Origin of the sequence: Aurantimonas sp. (assembly GCF_964217435.1) — a bacterium.
Classification (GTDB): domain Bacteria; phylum Pseudomonadota; class Alphaproteobacteria; order Rhizobiales; family Rhizobiaceae; genus Aurantimonas; species Aurantimonas coralicida.
On the sequence record NZ_CAXPJM010000037.1, the window covers coordinates 98,780 to 118,160 of the forward strand.

At 67.8% G+C, this 19,381-nt stretch carries 13 protein-coding genes and 1 tRNA gene; 5 read left to right on the forward strand and 9 right to left on the reverse strand.

The window, feature by feature from the left end; all coding sequences use genetic code 11:
- Positions 1 to 59: 59 nt before the first annotated feature.
- Positions 60 to 1,928, reverse strand: a complete 1,869-nt coding sequence (locus tag ACEQX1_RS14485) for an AsmA-like C-terminal region-containing protein (protein WP_370193119.1) — start codon at positions 1,926 to 1,928, stop codon at positions 60 to 62.
- 189 nt (positions 1,929 to 2,117) lie between these two features.
- Here ACEQX1_RS14485 and ACEQX1_RS14490 point away from each other — a divergent pair, with 189 nt between their 5' ends.
- The gene (locus ACEQX1_RS14490; protein ID WP_370196968.1) at positions 2,118 to 4,079 is read left to right on the forward strand and encodes an acetoacetate--CoA ligase; all 1,962 of its coding nucleotides are present in this window, start codon (positions 2,118 to 2,120) and stop codon (positions 4,077 to 4,079) included.
- Positions 4,080 to 4,166: 87 nt separating this feature from the next.
- Here ACEQX1_RS14490 and ACEQX1_RS14495 read toward each other — a convergent pair whose 3' ends face one another.
- The 4 genes from ACEQX1_RS14495 to ACEQX1_RS14510 all read right to left on the reverse strand — a co-directional run bounded on the left by ACEQX1_RS14495 (position 4,167) and on the right by ACEQX1_RS14510 (position 12,123).
- Entirely contained in the window at positions 4,167 to 4,823 is a 657-nt protein-coding gene (locus ACEQX1_RS14495) for a hypothetical protein (RefSeq protein ID WP_370193766.1), read from the reverse strand.
- Between the two features lie 144 nt (positions 4,824 to 4,967).
- Positions 4,968 to 6,659: an ABC transporter permease gene (locus ACEQX1_RS14500; RefSeq protein WP_370196969.1), complete on the reverse strand. Its 1,692-nt coding sequence runs from the start codon at positions 6,657 to 6,659 to the stop codon at positions 4,968 to 4,970.
- Between the two features lie 142 nt (positions 6,660 to 6,801).
- Positions 6,802 to 7,845 (reverse strand): Fe(3+) ABC transporter substrate-binding protein, encoded by a 1,044-nt coding sequence (locus ACEQX1_RS14505; protein WP_370196970.1) that lies wholly within the window; start codon positions 7,843 to 7,845, stop codon positions 6,802 to 6,804.
- A 243-nt stretch (positions 7,846 to 8,088) separates the two neighbouring features.
- Positions 8,089 to 12,123, reverse strand: a complete 4,035-nt coding sequence (locus ACEQX1_RS14510) for a PAS domain S-box protein (RefSeq protein WP_370196971.1) — start codon at positions 12,121 to 12,123, stop codon at positions 8,089 to 8,091.
- Between the two features lie 286 nt (positions 12,124 to 12,409).
- On the opposite strand from ACEQX1_RS14510, the gene ACEQX1_RS14515 reads away from it, so the two are divergent.
- On the forward strand, positions 12,410 to 12,871 hold the full coding sequence (locus tag ACEQX1_RS14515) for a phasin (protein ID WP_009208261.1): 462 nt from the start codon (positions 12,410 to 12,412) through the stop codon (positions 12,869 to 12,871).
- A 265-nt stretch (positions 12,872 to 13,136) separates the two neighbouring features.
- A tRNA-His gene (locus ACEQX1_RS14520) sits at positions 13,137 to 13,213 on the forward strand.
- Positions 13,214 to 13,320: 107 nt separating this feature from the next.
- Here the strand turns inward: ACEQX1_RS14520 and ACEQX1_RS14525 are convergent.
- Together ACEQX1_RS14525 and ACEQX1_RS14530 are read right to left on the reverse strand one after the other, a co-directional pair.
- Positions 13,321 to 14,625: an O-antigen ligase family protein gene (locus ACEQX1_RS14525; protein WP_370193769.1), complete on the reverse strand. Its 1,305-nt coding sequence runs from the start codon at positions 14,623 to 14,625 to the stop codon at positions 13,321 to 13,323.
- 32 nt (positions 14,626 to 14,657) lie between these two features.
- Entirely contained in the window at positions 14,658 to 15,341 is a 684-nt protein-coding gene (locus ACEQX1_RS14530; RefSeq protein WP_370193793.1) for a glycosyltransferase family 25 protein, read from the reverse strand.
- Here ACEQX1_RS14530 and ACEQX1_RS14535 point away from each other — a divergent pair.
- Positions 15,222 to 15,488, forward strand: coding sequence for a hypothetical protein (locus ACEQX1_RS14535; RefSeq protein ID WP_370193770.1), 267 nt, complete (start codon positions 15,222 to 15,224; stop codon positions 15,486 to 15,488). The genes ACEQX1_RS14530 and ACEQX1_RS14535 overlap by 120 nt on opposite strands.
- A gap of 152 nt (positions 15,489 to 15,640) precedes the next feature.
- Here ACEQX1_RS14535 and xseA read toward each other — a convergent pair whose 3' ends face one another.
- Positions 15,641 to 17,278, reverse strand: coding sequence for an exodeoxyribonuclease VII large subunit (gene xseA / locus ACEQX1_RS14540; protein ID WP_370193771.1), 1,638 nt, complete (start codon positions 17,276 to 17,278; stop codon positions 15,641 to 15,643).
- 150 nt (positions 17,279 to 17,428) lie between these two features.
- Between xseA and ACEQX1_RS14545 the strand changes: the two genes are divergently transcribed.
- Positions 17,429 to 18,238 carry a pentapeptide repeat-containing protein gene (locus ACEQX1_RS14545; protein ID WP_370196972.1) on the forward strand — a complete coding sequence of 270 codons (810 nt, stop codon included), beginning with the start codon at positions 17,429 to 17,431 and terminating at the stop codon, positions 18,236 to 18,238.
- 31 nt (positions 18,239 to 18,269) lie between these two features.
- Here the strand turns inward: ACEQX1_RS14545 and ACEQX1_RS14550 are convergent, their stop codons facing one another.
- Positions 18,270 to 19,223, reverse strand: coding sequence for a LysR family transcriptional regulator (locus tag ACEQX1_RS14550; RefSeq protein ID WP_024349296.1), 954 nt, complete (start codon positions 19,221 to 19,223; stop codon positions 18,270 to 18,272).
- Positions 19,224 to 19,381 lie beyond the last annotated feature (158 nt).

Here is a 19,381-nt window from a genome sequence, read left to right on the forward strand (position 1 = left end):
GACCCGCGGATCGCCGCCACCGGTGCCTCATACGCCTTGTCGGCGGACCGGGGAGGGCTCTACCGCGTCGTGACGCTCGGGTTGGGCCATTGCCCCTGCAGGATGAACGCAACCGGTTTCGATGTGGTGAATTCGCGCTCGGCCGAGGCGGTCTGCTGCGCATCCGCATTGTAGGTGCCGCGCAGACTGATCTCCTCGTCATGGAGGGCGACGCTGCCGACGGCAGTCAGAAGGCCGGCGCCGTTGGCGATCGCCAGATCGTCGATCCGCAGTCGCGGGCCCGCGGCCGACAGACCCAGTTCCATCGTGTCGAAGGGCACCGTCGAGCCCGCCGTGCCGGCAAGCAGGGGCCGCGCTTCGGGGGTCGCGAAGACCTGTGGATCGAGGCCCCGTATGGCGCCGCCCCGGGCGCTGATCTGCCCCTCCAGGCGGACATGGCGGATGATCGTCTCCCAGTCGCTGACCGGCGTCTTCATGCTGACGGAGAGATCCGACCGGCCACCGACGCGGAGGGTGGTCACGTCGAGGGCGCCGAGAAACGCGTCGGTGTCGATCCCGCTGAGGGTCAGGCTGCCCGTCGCCGTCGCGCGTTCGGTGGTGGAGTGGAAGGTCAGGCTGGCCTGGCCGCGACCGCCAAAGACCTGCGCGTCGCCGATGTCGAGCTTGGCGATCCCGTCGTCGAGGGCGACGACCGCCGCGATCTCGGACATCGGCACATGCGCGAAATTCGCCTGCGCCGCCGACAGCCGCACGTCGAGGTCGATCTCGTCGGCAAAGGCGAGGTCGATCGGGCGGTTGAAGTCGAGGACGTTGCGCGGCAATGGCGCAATGGATCGGGTGAACGGATCGAAATCCAGCGTCTGGAAGGCTAGCGTGCCCCGCACCCGTGGCTTGTCGCCGCCGAACTCGGCTTCCATCACACCCTGGCCGCGGCTGCCGGCAATGGTGATGCGGGTATCCTGCAGATTGGCGCGGCTGCCGGCCAGAAGCAGCGTGCCGTCGAGAGCGACCGGGCCGATGTCGGGCGTGTCGGGTCGCGACTCGCCAAGCCATTCGATGCTGCGGCTGAGCGACGGCGCATCGATGCGCAGCGCGCCGGAGATGGTCGCGTTTCGATCGAGGGTCGCTTCGCCGTCGAAGCTGGCGGTGAGAGGCGGCGACGACAGGGCGATGCGGACCTCGCTCGGGTCCCCGGACAGCAGCGCCTTGGGGGCGGCGAGACGAAGATCGAGCTCGCTCGGCTGGCCATTCCAGATGAAGGAGCCGGACACGTAGATCGCCGACGTGGAGGAGGCCTGCGCCACGATCAGATTGGCGTTGCTGATGCCGGCGCGGCTGTCGCCGGCCCGAGGCCGGTATACGCCGGAACGGATTTCCAGCGTTTCGAGATCATGGAACCGCTCGAGCAGCGTGCGCACCAAACGTCGCGGGCCGTCGAGCGGCCCGCCCTGGTGCGGCGCAGCCATGCCGTTGGCGGCCGGAACGAGGACCGGCTCGGCGGTCCTGGACACCGGCTCGGTCTCGGGAAGCGGGCGCCACTCAGGCCGCACCAGGACGACACGCGCGATCGAGGCGGTGCCGATCAGGGCATCGACCGCATCGAGATCGGCGACGACGGTGTCGATGGTGAAGGCGTTGGCCGTGCCGATCCGCACATGGCGTGCCACGAGCCGGGTGCGCGGCAGGAGGGAAAAGGTGACGTCGCCCTCGACCGTGACGGTCTCGCCGGTCATGGTCTGGAGCCGCGCGACGAGGTCGTTGCGCGCCGCGTTGGTGTCGATCGCCAGCTGCGGGAGGGTCAGAAACGCCGTCAGAAGCAGCGTGACGAGGATGACGCCGGCAGCGGCCAGTCGCTTCGTTCCCCGCCGTCTCCCGCCGGGAGCGTCAGCCCGTTTCGCGAGCCGGTCCAGGGAGAAATTGCGCGCCACCGATTTCCTTTCAGATTTTCGAGCCGTTCTAGTCCAAGGCGTCGCGCGAAACCAGAGGGAGCGCGCCCTTACGGAACGTTCGGATGTGGATACGGGCGGTGGACGGGCGAGCGCCGGCGGCGATTTCGCCAGCGTTGCCAATGGCAAGGCGGTGTGGCACCAGCAAGGCACGATCACTGGGAGGCGGGAATGGCTGGACGGCTGCTTTGGAAACCGGACGCGGCGCGGGTGGCGCAGCATCCGTTGACGCGCTTCGCACAGGAAGCCGGCGCGCGGACCGGCCGGGACTTTGCCGATTACACGGCGCTGCACCGCTGGTCGGTCGATGACCGGGCGGCCTTCTGGGACGTTCTGTGGGATGTCACCGGCGTTGTCGGCGACAAGGCCGGGCCGAGCCTCGTGGCCGGTGACACGATGCGCGACGACCGGTTCTTCCCCGAGGCGCGGCTGAACTTTGCCGAGAACCTCCTGGCTCACGCCAGGGACCGGCCCGACGCCGATGCGCTGGTCTTTCGCGGCGAGGACAAGGTGCGCCGGCGGCTGAGCTGGCGCGAGCTCGAGGCGCTGGTGTCACTGCTCGCACAGGCGTTCCGCGCCGAGGGCATCGTGGCCGGCGACCGGATCGCGGCGATGATGCCGAACATGCCCGAAACCATTGCGGCCATGGTCGCCGCAACCTCCATCGGCGCGGTCTGGTCGTCCTGCTCGCCCGATTTCGGCGAGCGCGGCGTCCTCGACCGCTTCGGCCAGATCGAACCCAAGCTGCTGATCGCCTGCGACGGCTACTACTACGCCGGCAAGACCATCGAGATCGCCAACAAGCTGGCGGCCATCGCCGGCAAGCTGGGCGCCGCGAAAACCATCGTCGTGCCGTATCTCGGCAAGGCCGAGGAAGTGGCCGCAACGACGCCGGGCGGGGTTTCGCTGGACACCTTCATCGCGCCCTACGCGCCAAGGGAGATCGCCTATGAGCGGCTGCCCTTCTCGCATCCGCTGTACATCCTGTTTTCCTCCGGCACGACCGGCGTGCCCAAATGCATCGTCCATTGCGCGGGCGGGCTGCTGGTTCAGCATCTGAAGGAGCATCAGCTGCATTGCGGCGTGCGGCCGGGGGCACGGTTCTTCTACTTCACCACCTGCGGCTGGATGATGTGGAACTGGCTGGTCACGGCGCTCGCCTCGGGCGCGACGCTGTTGCTCTACGACGGCTCCCCCTTCCATCCGAAGCCGGAGGTGATCTTCGACTACATGGCCGAGGAGAAGGCCACCTTCTTCGGCACCAGCGCCAAGTTCATCGACGCCTCGCGCAAGCTCGGCCTGAAGCCGGCGGAGACCCATGACCTGTCCGCCGTCGAGGTGTTGTCCTCGACCGGTTCGCCGCTGTCGCCGGAAGGCTTCGAATATGTTTATTCCGACATCAGCCCCGATCTGCATCTCGCCTCGGTCTCCGGCGGCACCGATATCGCCGCCTGCTTCGTGATGGGCGTGCCCTGGCTGCCGGTCTATGTCGGCGAGATCCAGGGACCGGCGCTGGCAATGGCCACCGACGTCTGGGGCGATGACGGCCAGCCGGTGCGCGGCGAAAAGGGCGACCTCGTCTGCACGAAGGCCTTCCCGTCGATGCCCATCGGCTTCTGGAACGATGCGGACGGCTCGCGCTATCACGACGCCTATTTCGCGCGTTTCCCCGGCATCTGGTGCCATGGCGATTTCGCCGAATGGACCGAGCATGGCGGCATGATCATCCATGGCCGCTCGGACGCCACGCTCAATCCCCAGGGCGTGCGGATCGGCACGGCCGAGATCTACAATGTCGTCGAGCAGATGGACGAGGTGATCGAGGCGATCTGCATCGGCCAGCCCTGGGACGACGACGTGCGGGTCGTGCTGTTCGTGCGCCTGGCGGAAGGGCTGACCCTCGACGAGGATCTGATCAAGCGGATCAAGAGCGTCGTGCGAGAGGGGGCGTCGCCCCGCCACGTGCCGGCCAAGGTGCTGCAGGTGCAGGACATTCCGCGCACGAAATCCGGCAAGATCGTCGAACTCGCCGTGCGCGAAGTGGTCGAGGGCCGGCCGGTGAAGAACAAGGAAGCGCTCGCCAACCCCGAAGCGCTGGAGGAATTTGCGGGGCGGGAAGAGCTGACGACCTGAGGCGGGCCAGCGTTCGAACTCTGTGACGGCCATGAAAAAGGGCGCCGGCAGCGATGCCGGCGCCCTCGTCACGTTCAGGAGGCCAGATTACTGCGCCTTGGCAGCCTTGGCTTCCTCGATCGCGGCCATGCAGGCTTCCTCGTCGCCCTTGGCCAGCGCCATCTCGGCCCGCTCCAGCGGCGTGCCGCTTGCGGAGGCGTCGGCGGTCATGGAGGACTCGCCCGCAGCCTGGTCGGTCCCGGTCGCGGCATTGGCCGCGGTCTCGGCACCGTCCTGCTGCGAGGCGCTGTCCTGACCGGACATGGCGGTGTCGCCACTGGTCTCGCTCTCCATCGGCATGGTCGAGCCGTCCTTGGCAATCGCGCCACCGGACGCGCCGCCGGAAGCCCCGGACTGACCGGATGCGGCAGAGGTCGTGGATTCAGCGCTCGCGGCGCCGCCGGTCCCGGTGCCGGTTGTGGCCGAAGCGTTCGCGTCGCTCTGCAGCGGCGCCATGCTGCCGTCCTTGGTGACCTCGCCATCGCCGGTGTCGAGGCCGGCGCCGGTTTCGTAATTGGTGGTCTTGCCGTCGGCCGTGCCGGAGGCGCTGGCCGAGCCGGCCATATCGCCTGCGGAGCCGGAGATGGAAGCCGTCGTGCCGGTCCCGCCGAGCATGGCGATTTCCTCGCGACAGTCGGCCGAGGCCGCGCTGATCGGCAGGGCGAGAAGGGCGACGCTTCCGAGCAGAAGAGACATGCGTTTCATGACTTGTTTCCTCCTATTGTTGGCAACTGGCGGAGAGAACGTGAGCGCCGGGGCGCAGGTTCCGTAAGGAATGATCGTTTTTTATCATGCCGTTACGGAATTCCGTCAGGAAGCCGAAACAAATGGGAGGGGTTGCGCGGCGCGCTATCCGCGCTCGGTCTCGCGCACGATCGAGCGGTTGAGGATCACCACCGGCAGGATGCCCACGAGCACGATGAGGAGGGCCGCGATGGCGCCGTCCTCGAAGGCCGCGCGCGAGGTCTGGGCATAGACGAAGGTGGCCAGGGTCTCGAAGTCGAAGGGCCGCAGGAGGATCGTCGCCGACAACTCCTTGCTGGCATCCACGAAGACCAGCAGGAAGGCGGTCAGCAGCGCCGGCTGCATCAATGGCAGCAGCACCTGGCGTAAAGCGCCGCCGGGGCCGCGGCCCAGTGTGCGGGCCGCCATGTCGAGATGCGGCGACAGCTTGGAAAAGCCGCTTTCCAGCGCGCCGTGGCCCATCGCCATGAAGCGCACGAAGCAGGCATAGACGATGGCAAAACCCGATCCGGACAGAAGCAGGCCGGTGGAGATGCCGAACCATTCGCGCATGCGTGCATCGACGGCATTGTCGAAGGCGGCCAGCGGGATGAGGATGCCGATCGCCAGCACCGTGCCGGGCACCGCATAGCCGAGGGCGGCGACCCGCACGAGGCTGGCGAGGCGGTTCGAGCCGGTCAGGCGGATGCCGTAGGCCATGGCGAAGCCGGCGGCCACGGTGACGACGCCGGTGGCGGCGGCGATGGTCACCGTATGGCGCAGGGCCCGCCAGAGCTGCGGATCGGCGAGCTGGTCCAGCCGGTTGATCGCGAAATCGCCGAGGACGAGCAGCGGCACGCCAAAGCCCGCAGCAATCGGCACGAAGCAGGCCAGCATCGCCAGCGCCGCCTTCCAGCCGGCCAGATGCTCGCGGCCGGTCTGCGGCCGGTCGGCTCGCTGGATGCTGAAGCGCTGCTGGCGCCGGGCGAAGCGTTCGACCAGCACGAGGGCGACGATGACCAGTAGCATGAACAGGGCGATCTGGGTCGCGCCGGCGAGATCGCCGCGGTTCAGCCAAGTCGAATAGACCGCGAAGGTGAGGGTGCGCACACCCAGAAACTCCACCGCGCCGATGTCGTTGACGGCTTCCATCAGCGCCAGTGCGACGCCGATGGCGATCGCCGGCCGCGCCATGGGCAACAGCACCTTGCCGAAGACCGCGGCGGGCGAGGCGCCCAGTGTGCGGGCGACGTCGCCGGCCTTGCGGCCCTGCATGACGAAGACCATGCGCACCGTCAGGAAGACATAGGGGTAGAGGACCGAGGACAGGATGACGATGGCGCCCGGCAGCGAGCGAACCTCGGGAAACCAGTAGTCGCGGGAGGACTGGAAGCCGAAGACCGAGCGGATGGCGGTCTGGATCGGGCCGGCGAAATGCAGGAATTCCACGAAGCAATAGGCGGCGATGTAGGTCGGCACCGCCAGCGGTAGCACCAGCGCCCAGGAGAATATCCGCCGGCCGGGAAACTGGAAGGTCGCCACCAGCCAGGCCGTGACGACACCGACCGAGCCGGCGAGCATCGCGATGCCCGCCATCAGGAGCAGCGTCACGCGGCTGGCTTCCGGCAGGATGGTCTCGGCCAGGTGCCGCCAGTTGGCCGAGGTGCCCGACAGGGCGATGACCAGGAGCGCGATCAGCGGCAGGATCACCGTCAGCGCGACCATTGCCGCACCCACCAGATAGCCACGGTCGCGCCCCCGCCGGAGGCGGAACCGGGCCCGGATGCCGGGTCTCAGGAGCGGGGCGGTGGCGGACATGGCGGGCTTGACGCGATGAGGCCCGGTCTCGCGAATACGCCTTGATTAAAGCGCGCCGCGGCCGGGCCGTATGGAGACAACGGAGCGGCGCCCGCAGCGGAAAACCCGCCCGGGCGCCGTCCTGTTAGCATGTCAGATGGGCTCAGCTCTGCGGCCCGTTGTCGTAGCCGACCTCGTCGACCATCTCGGAGGCCTTGGTGCGGAACTTTGCGATCTCGTCGAGCGGCAGCGTGTCGGGCTTCAGGTCGCCGAAGGACTTGACCAGTTCGGAGGCCTCGATGCCCGGCTCCAGCGGATATTCGTAGTTCAGCTCGGCGTAGATCTTCTGCGCCTCGTCGCCGGACAGGAATTCCATCAGCTTGACGGCGTTGTCCCGGTTCGGCGCGTTCTTGGCCAGCGCGACGCCGGAGATGTTGACGTGGGTCAGGCCGTTCTCGAAGGTCGGCATGATCACCTTGATGGCGTCCGCCCACTCCTTCTGCTCCGGCTCCTTCTCGTTGGTCGCCATCTTGCCGACATAGTAGGTGTTACCCAGCGCGATGTCGCATTCGCCGGCGAAGATCGCCTTGGCCTGGTCGCGGTCGCCGCCTTCGGGCCGGCGGGCGAGGTTGTCGCGCAGGCCCGTCACCCACTCGCGCGCCGCCTCTTCGCCGTTATGGGCGATATAGGCCGCGATCAGGGCGATGTTGTACTGGTGCTGGCCCGAACGGGTGCACAGCCGGCCCTTCCACTTGGGATCGGCCAGTTCCTCGTAGGTCAGCGCATCGGCATCGACGCGCTCCTTGGAGGCGTAGACGACGCGGCCGCGGGCGGTCAGGCCGAACCATTCCTTCTCGCTGTCGCGATAGGCTTCCGGAATGTTCTTCTCGAGGATATCGTCCTCGACCGGCTGGACGACGCCGGCCTGCTTGGCGGCGTCGAGGCGGCCGATGTCGACGGTCATGATCACGTCGGCCGGCGAATTGGCGCCCTCGGCCGCGATCCGCTCTTCCAGGCCCTTGTCGATGAAGATCGTCGCGGTGGTGAGGCCGCTCTCCTCGGTGAAGGCGTCGAGCAGCGGCTGGATCAGCTCGGGCTGGCGCGAGGTGTAGATGTTGACGTCGGCGGCGCTGGCGACAGCCGGCGCGAAGGCCGCGGCCAGAACGGCCGTCGACAGGGCGAGGCGGCGGGAGATGCTGGGCATCATGAAAATCTCTTCCCATGCTGCGCGATGCCGAAAGCCGGCGAACGCGACGTTGACAGGCAGGCGATCCGCAGATCGTTGAATGGCGATGGCCGCTAAATCTTGCGGCAGCCACTCACCTATGCCGGATGGCGCCGGCCAGCGCAACACCCTGCCGATCGATAGGCCAGTAAAATCAATGTATTAGAAGAATTCTAAACTAGGCCGCCGGCAACGCCCCGGTTCCGGCGGCCGGTCGCGGGGGCGTCAGTCGGTCAGAACCCGCTGGGGCGGAAACGAAATTTCCACCAGCGTGCCTTCGCCCGGCGTCGAGGACATGGCGAAGCCGGCGCGGTTGGCTTCCGCCAGCGCCTTGGTCAGCGGCAGGCCGAGACCGGTCCCTTCGCCGCGTCGCCGGTTACCCGGATTGACCTGCTGGAACGGCATCATCGCAATCTCGATCTCGTCCTCGCTCATGCCGATGCCGCTGTCGCGGAAGCGCACCACCACGTCGCCCTCGGGGGAATAGCTGGTCGAGACGATGATCTGCCCGCCGGCCGGGGTGAAGCGCACCGCGTTGGAGACCAGATTGAGGGCGATCTGCCGCATCGAACGGCGGTCGGCGACGACCGGCGGCACCGAGGAGGGCAGGTTGGAGCGCACGATGACCTGCTCGCGATTGGCCTGCGGCTGCATCAGCGCCACGACCTCGCCGATCACCTCGTTCAGCGACACTGCCTCAAAGGCGAGTTCGAGCTTGCCGGCCTCGATCTTGGAGATGTCGAGAAGGTCGTTGACCAGATCGAGAACGTGATGGCCCGACCGCTTGATGTCGTCGAGATATTCCAGGTAGCGCTCGTTGCCGATCGGGCCGAAGCACTCGGTGGCGATGACGTCGGCAAAGCCGATGATGGCGTTGAGCGGTGTGCGCAGTTCGTGGCTGACATTGGCCAGGAACTGGCTCTTCTGCAGGCTGGCCGCCTCGGCCTCGCTGCGCGCCTTGATCAGTTCCTGCTCGACGCGCTTGGCTCTCGAGATGTCGCGGATGACGGCGCACCAGCCGCGCTCTTCCGGCAGCCGGCCGAAGCTGACCGACAGGGGCACGAAGCCGCCCTCGGCGACGCGGCCGATGACTTCGCGTCCCTCGTCGCGCGGCGCCGTGGCGCCGGCCGTGCGCAGCGTCTCGATGTGCTCCAGCGTCGGCTTCTGGCTTTCATGGGCGAGCAGCGTGACGAACGGACGGCCGGCCGCATCGTCCGCAGCGATCCCGAACAGGGCATGCGCCGCCCGGTTCATGGAGCGGATCATGCCCTCCCGATCGACCAGGACGACCCCGTCGGTGGCCGCCGACAGCACCGCCTGCAGCTCTTCCACTTCGGCAACCAGGCCGGCGTCCGTCTCGGCCGCGTCGGCCTGCGCCGGAGCGTCGGGCTCGGAACGCAGCGCCGCGGCGCTGAGGCTGGGCGAGGCGAAGAAGGACATGACCAGGCAGGAGCGGCCGGCAATGGTGGAGCGCTGCATGTGGCTGCGCGCCGCCAGCGTCTCGCCGGTGACCCGGCGGATCGCGACCTCGCCCGAACCCGCCGCCCGGTCGTCGCCGTCGAACAGGCGGGCGAGACCGCCGGCCTCGGCAAGGGCGGGGATGTCGTCATAGCCGGTCAGGTCGAAGAATTCGCGATTGCCGTAGACCAGGGTCTCGCGGATCTGGACGAGGACCGGCAGCGGCAGGCAGCCATAGACGGTGGCGAGATCGGCGAGGAGCTGGGCGTGATCGGGCAGTTCGGGCTCGTCCGTGTCGTCCTCGTCCTCGTCCTCGTCTGCGTCGACCGGGTCGGCCGGCTCGTCCGCGCGGTCGGTGACGGGGGGCGTCGCGGCCGCCTCATCGGCGGGCTGCGCCGAGGCTTCGACGGGTGCGGCCGGAGCTGGCTCGTTGTCGTCGGCCTGCGCGGCGACGTCCGGCAGGGACGGCTGTTCGGCCGGCGCGATGCCGCGTGGCGTTTCGGGCCGTGGCATGGACGCGTCCGCGTCCTCCGGCTCGTGCACATCGGTGGAATCGTCGGACTGATCGACGGGATCGGCGTTCAACGCCGTGTCGTCGGCCTCGGCGGTCGGTGCGGCCTCGTCGCCCGCAGGGATTGCGTCGGGTGCGTCGATCGCCTCGAGATCATCATCGGCGTCCGGGGCAGCTTCGATGGGCTCGGCGTCGCGGGCCTCGTCCTCGAACTCGCCGATCCGGCGGCTGGCGGTGCGGATCGCGCCTTCCAGCCCGCCGATGCGGTCCTCCTCGCCGAGGGTTTCGCCGATGGCACGGAACGCCGCTTCCTCGGACTGGCTGAGATGGCTGTCCTTGGAGCGGCGGCGCTCCTCGAGGCGGATGATCTTCTCGGCGCGGTCGCCGGTGTCCGGCGTCGGTCGGGCGTCGGGATCGCGGCGCCCGAAGGGTGCCGGCGGCTCCTCCGCCGAGATGCGCTTCAGAAGGGCCCGGGCCCCGCCCTCCAGGGTCAGGTCTTGTCGCTCCTGCGCAGCCTCTTCGACGCGCTCTTCCTGCGCCACCGCAACGGGGGCCTCGACGGCGTCGGCAAGGCGCACGATCCCGAAGCCGCGGAAACCATCGAAGCTGCGGTCGCGGGCATAGACGGGCAGGGCGGCCAATTCGACCGGGACGCGCCGGGTCGAATTCTCCACTGGCCATTCCAGCGTGCGCCCGGACCAGGTGTCGCGCTTGGCCAGCAGCCGGCGAATGTCGCCATCCGCATCGAGCCCGTATTCTTCCGCGACCTCCTCAAAACGGCGGTCGATCACGTCGGCAAAGCGCGGCCCGACGGCGGCGGCGAATTCCGGCGAGAGCGAGCGGAAGCGGCCTTCGCTATCGATGCGCCAGACGAAGCGCACCGGCGCCACGTCGAAACGCGGCTCGAAGGCGGCGCCAGAGCCGTCCGCCGCGCTCCCGGTGTCCGGATAGGAGCGGAAATCCGATGCCAGCACCGGCCGGGCCCCGCGGGGGGCGGGCTGGCTTGGCGCCTCATCCTTATCGGCCGTGTCGTCTTCGACGTCGGGAACCGCCGGCTCCGCCGCGTCGTCTTCAGTGTCGGGCGTATCCGTGGCCGCAGTTTCTAAGTGAAGCTCGGTCGCCATCACGTCCGGCTCCGTAACCTCCGACTCCACAGCGTCCGGCTCCTCGGCTGCAGGCGCCAGCGTCTCTGGCGTTTCCTCTGCCTCGGTCAGCGTCTCGTTTTCGCGCTCGTCGGTCGGCGGCGTCGGCGCGGGGCCCCAGATGGAGCGCATGCGGCGGGGCTCGGACGGGGCTGCGTCCGCCGGGCGGTCGATGGACCCGCTATGGCCGGAGCGCGCGCCATAGGGCTGCTGCGGGCCGGGGCCGGGCGTCTCGGCGGGCGTCGCCATACGATCGTCGCCGGATGGCATGAATTCGCTTTCTCCGGGAGACCCGGACTGTTCGGCCTGTTCGGCGGCTTGTGTGCGCTCCGCGTCGGCTGCGCCGGTGTTGCGGAAGTACCAGCGCTGCAGGATCGCGCTCATGCCGATCTTGCGGTCGTGCTCGGGAGGCTGAAGCTCGCGCTCCGGTGCGGTGGCCTCCGGCGCGTCCGCGACCGGCTGGGTCATCTCGTCGGCGTCGGCGTCGGGCGACGAAGCGTCGGAACCCGAAGCCTCGGACGGGCTCTGCCTCCAGGCCAGAACATGGTCGCCGGCGAGGCGTGCGACGACGGTGCTGCTCCCGTCGCTCGAGGCGATGGCGCGGTGGTCGTTCGACGATGCGAGGAATTCGGCGATCTGCGAGGCGTCGATGTCGATATTTGCCGCCTCGCTTCCGGCCGCGGCGACGTCACCATTGGCCGAGAGAACAGCCGCGTCCGTCATGCCGCTTTCCGCCAGGAGGTCGCGGGCGGTCTCTGCTGCATTTCGGGGCGTCGCGGACGGATCGGCGATCGTCACGAGCACGGCCTCGCCGAAGGTTTCGCCCGTGATCGTGACGAGTTCGGCGTTCAGCGGCCGGCCCAGCCCGGCCCGCGCCGGCGAGGTGACCCGCGCTTTTGCCGAGCCGGTGCGGGCGAGCATGCGGCCGGAGGCGCGGATCTGGCGAATGATGGCGGAATTCGGCGTGGCGTCGGAGGATTGCGGCCCGGCCGCGGACAGGCCCAGCAGCTCGGCCGCGGTGGTGTTCACCCACAGGAGACGGGTCAGGTCGGACGTGAAGACAGCAAGCGGCATGCCCGCGTCACTGGCCTCGCGCAGCGTCCGATGGGCCATGATCGCCACTGCGATTGGCACCGTTGATGTCGCCATAAGCAACGCTTCCAAACATTCTTCACGCTCATATGTTGAGTCGTGAGGGACGGTTCCAGAGCCGATCTTAAGAATGGATTCATAATAGCCGGCTTCCGACGAATCCAGATTCTTCCGGCTTGCGGGGCGAGGAGTTGCGATTGAGGGTTAACGAGTGGGCAGTTTGCGGAATATCCGGACGCTGAATGTTGCACCGCACAAAAATAGTGATTAAGTAAAAGGCAGTCGCAGGCGTTTTGGGACGCAGCGGCCAAATGATAGTTACCCAGATAGAGGAGACACCCAGATGGCCGACGCCAAGAATTCCCAGGATCCTTTCGCCATGCCGAACCCGCAGATGATGGGCATGGATCCCTCGCAGATGAACGAGACCTTCCGCGCCATGACGCAGAAGTCGATGGAGCAGTCCAAGGAAGCCTACAGCCGCATGAAGTCGGCGGCCGACGAGGCGACCAAGGCATTGGAATCGACCATGGAGAACGCCCATCAGGGTTCGCTCCAGCTGTCGAAGAAGGCCATCGACGCGATGCGCTCGAACGCCGAAGCCGGCTTCCAGCACCTCGACAAGATGATGTCCGCCAAGTCCTTCGCCGAAGTGATCGAGATGCAGACGGCCTATGTCCGCAAGCAGATCGAGATGGCGACGGATCAGTCCAAGGACATGCAGGCGCTGACCCAGTCGGTCGCCAAGGACATGATGAAGCCGGGCCGCGATGCCTTCGAGAAGGCGTCGAAGAACGCCCGCTGATTCTTCGCCACGGGCCGGCGGGGCATCTGCCTTCCGCCGGCTGAGCGATGATGCCGGGCATCGTCCCGGCGACAGGCGCCCGACGTCTTCATAGGCACCGGGCGTTCTCTGATGCCTGCCCCGCGGCCACATGCGGGGTCAGGAAAGCCGGTCTGTCCCATTGGCGAAAGCCGATGACGGACTTTTCCGGCCTTCGCTCCGATCCGGGCTTGCACCGCGGGGCGAAAGATTTTATCTCGTCACTGCGCGGGCGAAATCCCGTTGTGCGGTTGTAGCTCAGTTGGTTAGAGCGTCGGATTGTGGCTCCGGAGGTCGGTGGTTCGAGACCACCCAACCGTACCATCCCTTTTCCACATTGATATCGGTTCGGTGACGCAGCGAATGGCTGCGTCTCGGCGCATCAGGCTTGCCCGCGCTGCCTTCCATGGCGGCGGCGAACGTATGTGCGCCTATTCGGCCCGGGCTGCACGCCCGGCGGAGTTGGCCTCGCGCGCCGCGTGCTGCAGGCGGTAGAAGCAGCAGAAGCCGAAGCCGGCCGCGACCAGCATGAAGGATTCGCCGATCGCCAGCCGGTTGTTGGAATTGGTCAGCATGGTCAGCGCGAAGAACGCCGTCGCCGTCACGTAGAGCACCAGCGCGGATGACGGGATCAGGCCACGGGCGCGGCACGCAAAGGCCTGCCGGAGGCTCCAGACCATGAGAACGGCATAGAAGCCGAGCCCGACGAGGCCGTAGCGCACGCCCACTTCCAGATAGCCATTGTGCATCAGGTGGTAGCCGACGCCTGCGTAGCTGGTCGTCTCCCAGAGCGCCTCCCAGGCGACCCCGGTGCCCAGGACGAGGTTCGTGCGCCAGATCTCCCAGCCATTCATCCAGATCATCAGCCGCTCGTGGAGACTGAGCGGGACATTGCCCGAGGCGATCAGCGCATCCAACGCTGCAAGCGGATCGCCGCTTCCAGTCGCCCCGCCGACGAACGCGATGGCGGTGGCGATATTCGGCGCCATCAGGGCCGAGATCTCCGGGTAGAACAGCACCGACGGGATGGCCGCGGCGACCATGACCGCGGCCAGGAGCAGCCAGTGCCGCAATTGCGTGCGATCGGTGAAGACCATGGCGAAGAGCACCGGCAGGGCACCCAGCAGCGCCAGCCAGACGCCCTTCGAGAACGCGCCGGCAATGCCGAGGAAGCACAGCCCGGCGACGATGACGCAAAGGGCGATGCCGCCGATCCGCAGGCCCTTGTGGCGCGATCCCGGCCGCGCGAGATAAAGGCCGAAGCAGATGGCCGCCAGCGCGATCAGGCCGGCGCCGACCGAGGCGTGGATGGGATTGCCGTGGAAGAGCAGCGGCGCGCGTTCGCCCGACAGCATCGTCTGCGGCTCGAGGCTCGCCAGAAGGGCGACAAGGCTGATAACCAGGAACCCCCAGGCCGTCGCGGGCATCCGCTGCCAGTTCAGGAAGAAGGCGTAGCCCAGCGTCGGGTAGACCAGCGGGAAGAGATAGATCCCCTCGGCCGAGCCTCCGGCCATGTCGGGGGTCAGAACGAAGACGGCGGCATTGCGCAGGAGGATGTAGACCACCCAGGCGATGCACAGCCAGCCCATGATTCCGATTGACGGCCGCTCGTCGGTTCTGACGAAGGTGACAAGGGCCTGGAGCAGGAGAAACGGCGCGCAATAGCGGTAGAGGTCGCTCTCCACCCAGACGGCCGAGACCAGGCCGAGCATCAGGAGAACCGTGAGGGTTGGCATCGCCGCCTGCGCTGCCCGTGTCAGGCCGTCGCTCATCTCAAGGCGTAGGCCGCGCGGCGCACATAATCCACGGCGCGGAAGAGGAGGGTGGGCGTGCGCTGAAAGAGGGGGATCTTCGAGCTCTTGTAGTCGGAACTCCGGCTGGTGGTGATGGTCGAGCCGCGGCTCAGCTTGCTGAAGCCGATGACCTTGCGCGGAACCGTGTAAATCCGCGCGTTCAGCGCCCAGCCCCGCTCGAAGGCGATGTCCCAGGGAAGCCACATGGTCTGGAGGGCGTCATGCAGGATTCGTGCGCCCTCGCGGGTGACGGCGTAGCAGGCAGCCGATCCCTGCGGGCCGTGAACGCAACGTCCGAATTTCCCGATGCCCTCGCCACCATGGGAGACGAAGCCGCGGATGCGGTGATTGGCGAGCTTGAGGACGTGCAGGTTTGGCTTCTGTTTAAGGATGGCGGCGACGGCGGCAGGCGTCTCGGGCTTCAGGACGATGTCGTCCTCGCAGATCACCGCGACCGCTTCGCCGGAATCGATCACCGCCTGCAGGGCCGCAAGGTGGCTGCTATAGCAGCCATATTCGCCGGGAAGGATGATCCGTCCATGGCTGCGCCGAAAGCGGTCGTGATCGACGTTGCGCCATTCGGCCACCGGAATGGCCGCGCCGTCAGTGCCGGGAACCCGGGTGACGTCGACGCCGATGTCAGCGGCCGACTGGCCGATCTCGTGCCATCGCTCGGTCGACCGGTCGAGATTGATAACGAAAAACCGCAGTGCCTTCGCCTCGATTGTATGCTGGCCGGCATCCGGCGGATCGCATCCGACCGCCCTGCCGGGTCCTTTGCCGCTTCAGCGCGTGTTCCGTGCTAGCGCGAAAAGGTGTTGGAACCGTTTGCCGCCGCGCCGCAAGCCTTGCGGCGTGGAAAAGCAGATTCCGGCTGATGAATCCAGAGCCGCAGCGCTTGAGCTGGCGGGGGACTCGTTCCTCGGGTCATTGTTCCGCCAAGCGCTCCGGCCCGGCCTCAGAACAGCGTGCCCTGATCCTCTTCGGCGGCTTTGGCGGCAGGACGTCGCTTCGCCCGCGGTTTCGGCGGTTCCGTTTCCGCGGGCTCTGATGCCGCATCGCCCGGACCCGTCGGCGCGACACCGGCACCGGACTCGCCGGTCGCCACCGCGCCGCGCCGCTGGTCATGGGCGAACTGCACCTCGAAGGCCATGCCCGGCTTCAGACCCGACGCCCGCACGATCGGCTCGCCGTCCGGTCCGCGCACGATGGTGTAGCCGCGCTCCAGCACCCGCATCGGGTTGAGGCTGTCGGCCACCCGCCATGCGGAGGCGAGGGCCTGGCGCCGTCCGGTGGCGGCCAGGGCCTGCGCGGCGGCCAGCCGCTCGCCGAGCGTGCCGAGACGCAGGCGCGCGGCCTCGGCCCGGGCATTGATCCGGTGCGGCTGCAGGTCGGCGGCAATGCGTTCGAAACGCTGGCGCTTGCGCTGCACGAGCCCGGTCACGGCGTGGGCCGCATGGCTCTGGTGATGGCGCAGATCGGCGCGCTTTTCGCGTAGCAGCGCCTCGAGGCTGGAGGGCGCGAGCCGGGTCGCGACCTCGCCATAGGCCCGGCGCTTCTCCGACAGGTTCACCCGCAGGCATTGGCCGAGCGAGGTCGCGGCCTCGTCCAGCCGGCGGCGCGGCAGCGCCAGCAGCATGTCGGGCGAGGGCAGGGCGCGGGCGGTGGCGGAGACGGCGCGGCGGTCCTGGTCGAGCCGGCGGGAAATCGCGCCCGAATGGCGGGCGGCGAGCGCGGCGACCGCAGCGACGAGATCGGCGCGCACGGGCACCGCCATCTCGGCGGCACCGGTCGGCGTCGGCGCGCGCATGTCGGCGGCGTGGTCGATCAGCGTCCAGTCGGTCTCGTGGCCGACGGCGGAAATCAGCGGGATCGCCGAGGCAGCGGCGGCGCGCACCACCACCTCGTCATTGAAGCCCCAGAGATCCTCCAGACTGCCGCCGCCGCGCGCGACGATGATCAGGTCCGGTCGGGCGATGGCACCGCCTTCGGGAAAGCTGTTGAAGCCCTCGATGGCGCGGGCGACTTCCTCGCCGGAGGTCTCGCCCTGCACCCGCACCGGCCAGACGAGGAGATGCACCGGAAAGCGGTCGGCGATGCGGTGGTGGATGTCGCGTATGACGGCGCCGGTCGGAGACGTGACGACGCCGATGACGCGCGGCATGAAGGGCAGCGGCCGCTTGCGCTCGGCGGCGAACAGGCCTTCGGCTTCGAGCTTGCGCCGGCGTTCGTTGAGGAGCGCCATCAGCGCGCCGGCGCCGGCCGGCTCGATCTGCTCGATGACGATCTGGTATTTCGAAGAGCCCGGATAGGTGGTCAGCTTGCCGGTGGCGACGACCTCCAGCCCTTCCTCGGGCTTGAAGGCGAGCTTGGAAAAGGCGGTGCGCCAGATCACGGCGTCGATGCGGGCGCGGTCGTCCTTCAGCGAGAAATAGGCATGGCCGGACGAATGCGGGCCGCGATAGCCGGAGACCTCGCCGCGCAGGCGGACATGGCCGAAGCGCTCCTCCACGGTCCGCTTCAGCGCACCGGAGATTTCCGAGACGCTGTATTCGGCGACGTTCGACATGGGGGCGGATTCGGGGCTGCGGCTCATGCCTCCAGTGTCAGGACCACGGCGCCCGGGTCAAGCGAATGTGCCGAGAATGCCGGATACCAAGCCGGGCTGATCACCGCGATGCGCTTTGACCCTGGGGCAGGTCGGGTGTCAGGGTCGTCTGACGATCTGGCCGATTGGGAGCGCATGATGGAACGGCCCGGTGCGACGGAGCGGCGGCGGCGCCATGTGCGTCCGGCCGTCTTCTCCCTGATTCTCTTCATTCTCCTGGCGGTGTCGCTGCTGGTGGTGCCGGCCTCGGGGCAGGACATGATGCGCGGCCTCGACCTGACCTCGCCGCGCATGACCGAAGCCGCGATGACCCGGGCCGAGGTCGAGGCGTTGCTGGCGAGGGCAACGAAAGCCGAGCCCGCCGATCTCAGCCGGGCCGAACTGAACGGCCTCGATCTCTCCGGCCTCGATCTGGCCGGCGCCGACCTGACCAGCGCCTATCTCAACGGCACGGATCTCTCGAACGCCGATCTCGCCGGGGCCAAGCTCGATCAGGCCTGGGGCCTCGGGGCGAAGTTCACCGAGGCGGATCTGTCCGGCGCCAGCCTGTTCCAGTCGCAGATGCAGGATGCGACATTCGACGGCGCCGATCTGTCGGCGGCGCGGATCGCCGGCGATTTCAGTCGCGCCTCCTTCGTGCGGGCGAACATGAGCGGCGCGGATTTTTCCGCCGACATGCGCAACCAGTCGATGGGCCTGATGCGCGGCGTCCTCAACTCCGCCGATCTGACCGAAGCGGACCTTTCCGGCGCCAATCTGTCGCGCGCCGCGGCGGAGTTCGCCGACTTTACCGAAGCCGATCTGTCGGGCGCCGACCTCACGCGTTTCGAGGCCTCGGGCGCCAATTTCAACGGCACGATGGTCGAAGGCGCGGATTTTGCCGATGCCGAACTGCAATCGGCGAAGATGGACGACATTCGCGGCACGGCGAAGAATCTGCGCCGCTAGGCGGTCCGGTTCGCGCCGCGACGCTCCGCCGTCAGCCGGCGACCTTCAACCGGCCATTCCCCAGCGCCGGACGCATGGGCCGCAGTTCCGGCAGGCGCGACGGGCGGGCTTTGCCATCGGGCGGCGACAAATTGGCGAGGCTCTCGCGGATATGCTCGACCAGCGCGGTGATCACCGGCCCGTCGGCATTGCGCGACTTCACGACGCCGATCTCTGTGTCGAGCAGGGTCGGAAAGCCCTCATATTCGCCCAGCACCCGCATGCCCGGTCGCAGCGCGCATTCGGGCAGCACGCTGACCGCCAGGCCGGAGAGAACCGCCGAGGTGACGATCTGTGCCGACCAGGAGGTGAACAGCACCTTGTAGCGCCGGCCGATCCGGCCGAGGGCTTCGCAGCCCTCGCGGCGCCAGACGCAGTCCGGCCGGCCGAGCGCCAGGGGCAGGATCTCTTCATTATGGGTGTCGTGCGAGGCCGAGGTCACGAAATGCAGCGGCTCGCGGCGCACGATCTCCGGCAGCGAGGCGCCGGGATAGCAGTCCGACACCAGCGCCACGTCGAGGCGGCCCTTGTCGATATGTTCGGCCAGGTTGGAGGAGGGCTCGCAGGCGATCTGCAGTTCCACCAGCGGGTTCGAGCGGGAGAACCGCGCGAGGATTTCCGGCAGGAAGCGCTCGGCATAATCGTCCGGCAGGCCGATCCGGACATGACCCTGCATGGCCTCGTCGTCAAAGGCCGACAGGGTTTCCTGGCTCAGCGCCAGCATGCGCCTGGCATAGGTCAGCAGCCGGGCGCCCTCGCTGGTGATGCGGATGGTGCGGCCGTTGCGCTCGAACAGGCTGACGCCGAGGCGCTCTTCCAGCCGCCGCATCTGCATCGACACGGCCGACTGGGTCTTGAACACGTCGTCCGCTGCCCGGGTGAAGCTGCCGGCGTCGACGATGGCGACGAAGGTGCGCAGATGGTCGAGATCGAGGGGCGTGCTCATGGCTTTTCCCATCACCGATGATGATGGCTGAGATTATTAACATTCGTTGGTCTGATCAATAGCGGGCGCATATCTTTGTGGCTGTCAGGAAGAACTTGGGAGCGCCGGTCCGTCACATGCGGAGGGCCTCCCGCCTTTTTCCCGATCCCCCGATGGCA

Coding starts and splice junctions, on each gene's coding strand:
- ACEQX1_RS14490 (WP_370196968.1), top strand. CDS start 2,118: ATGGCTGGACGGCTGCTTTGGAAACCGGACGCGGCGCGGGTGGCGCAG.
- ACEQX1_RS14495 (WP_370193766.1), bottom strand. CDS start 4,823: ATGAAACGCATGTCTCTTCTGCTCGGAAGCGTCGCCCTTCTCGCCCTG.
- ACEQX1_RS14500 (WP_370196969.1), bottom strand. CDS start 6,659: ATGTCCGCCACCGCCCCGCTCCTGAGACCCGGCATCCGGGCCCGGTTC.
- ACEQX1_RS14505 (WP_370196970.1), bottom strand. CDS start 7,845: ATGATGCCCAGCATCTCCCGCCGCCTCGCCCTGTCGACGGCCGTTCTG.
- ACEQX1_RS14510 (WP_370196971.1), bottom strand. CDS start 12,123: ATGGCGACATCAACGGTGCCAATCGCAGTGGCGATCATGGCCCATCGG.
- ACEQX1_RS14515 (WP_009208261.1), top strand. CDS start 12,410: ATGGCCGACGCCAAGAATTCCCAGGATCCTTTCGCCATGCCGAACCCG.
- ACEQX1_RS14525 (WP_370193769.1), bottom strand. CDS start 14,625: ATGCCAACCCTCACGGTTCTCCTGATGCTCGGCCTGGTCTCGGCCGTC.
- ACEQX1_RS14535 (WP_370193770.1), top strand. CDS start 15,222: ATGGCTGCGCCGAAAGCGGTCGTGATCGACGTTGCGCCATTCGGCCAC.
- xseA (WP_370193771.1), bottom strand. CDS start 17,278: ATGAGCCGCAGCCCCGAATCCGCCCCCATGTCGAACGTCGCCGAATAC.
- ACEQX1_RS14545 (WP_370196972.1), top strand. CDS start 17,429: ATGGAACGGCCCGGTGCGACGGAGCGGCGGCGGCGCCATGTGCGTCCG.
- ACEQX1_RS14550 (WP_024349296.1), bottom strand. CDS start 19,223: ATGAGCACGCCCCTCGATCTCGACCATCTGCGCACCTTCGTCGCCATC.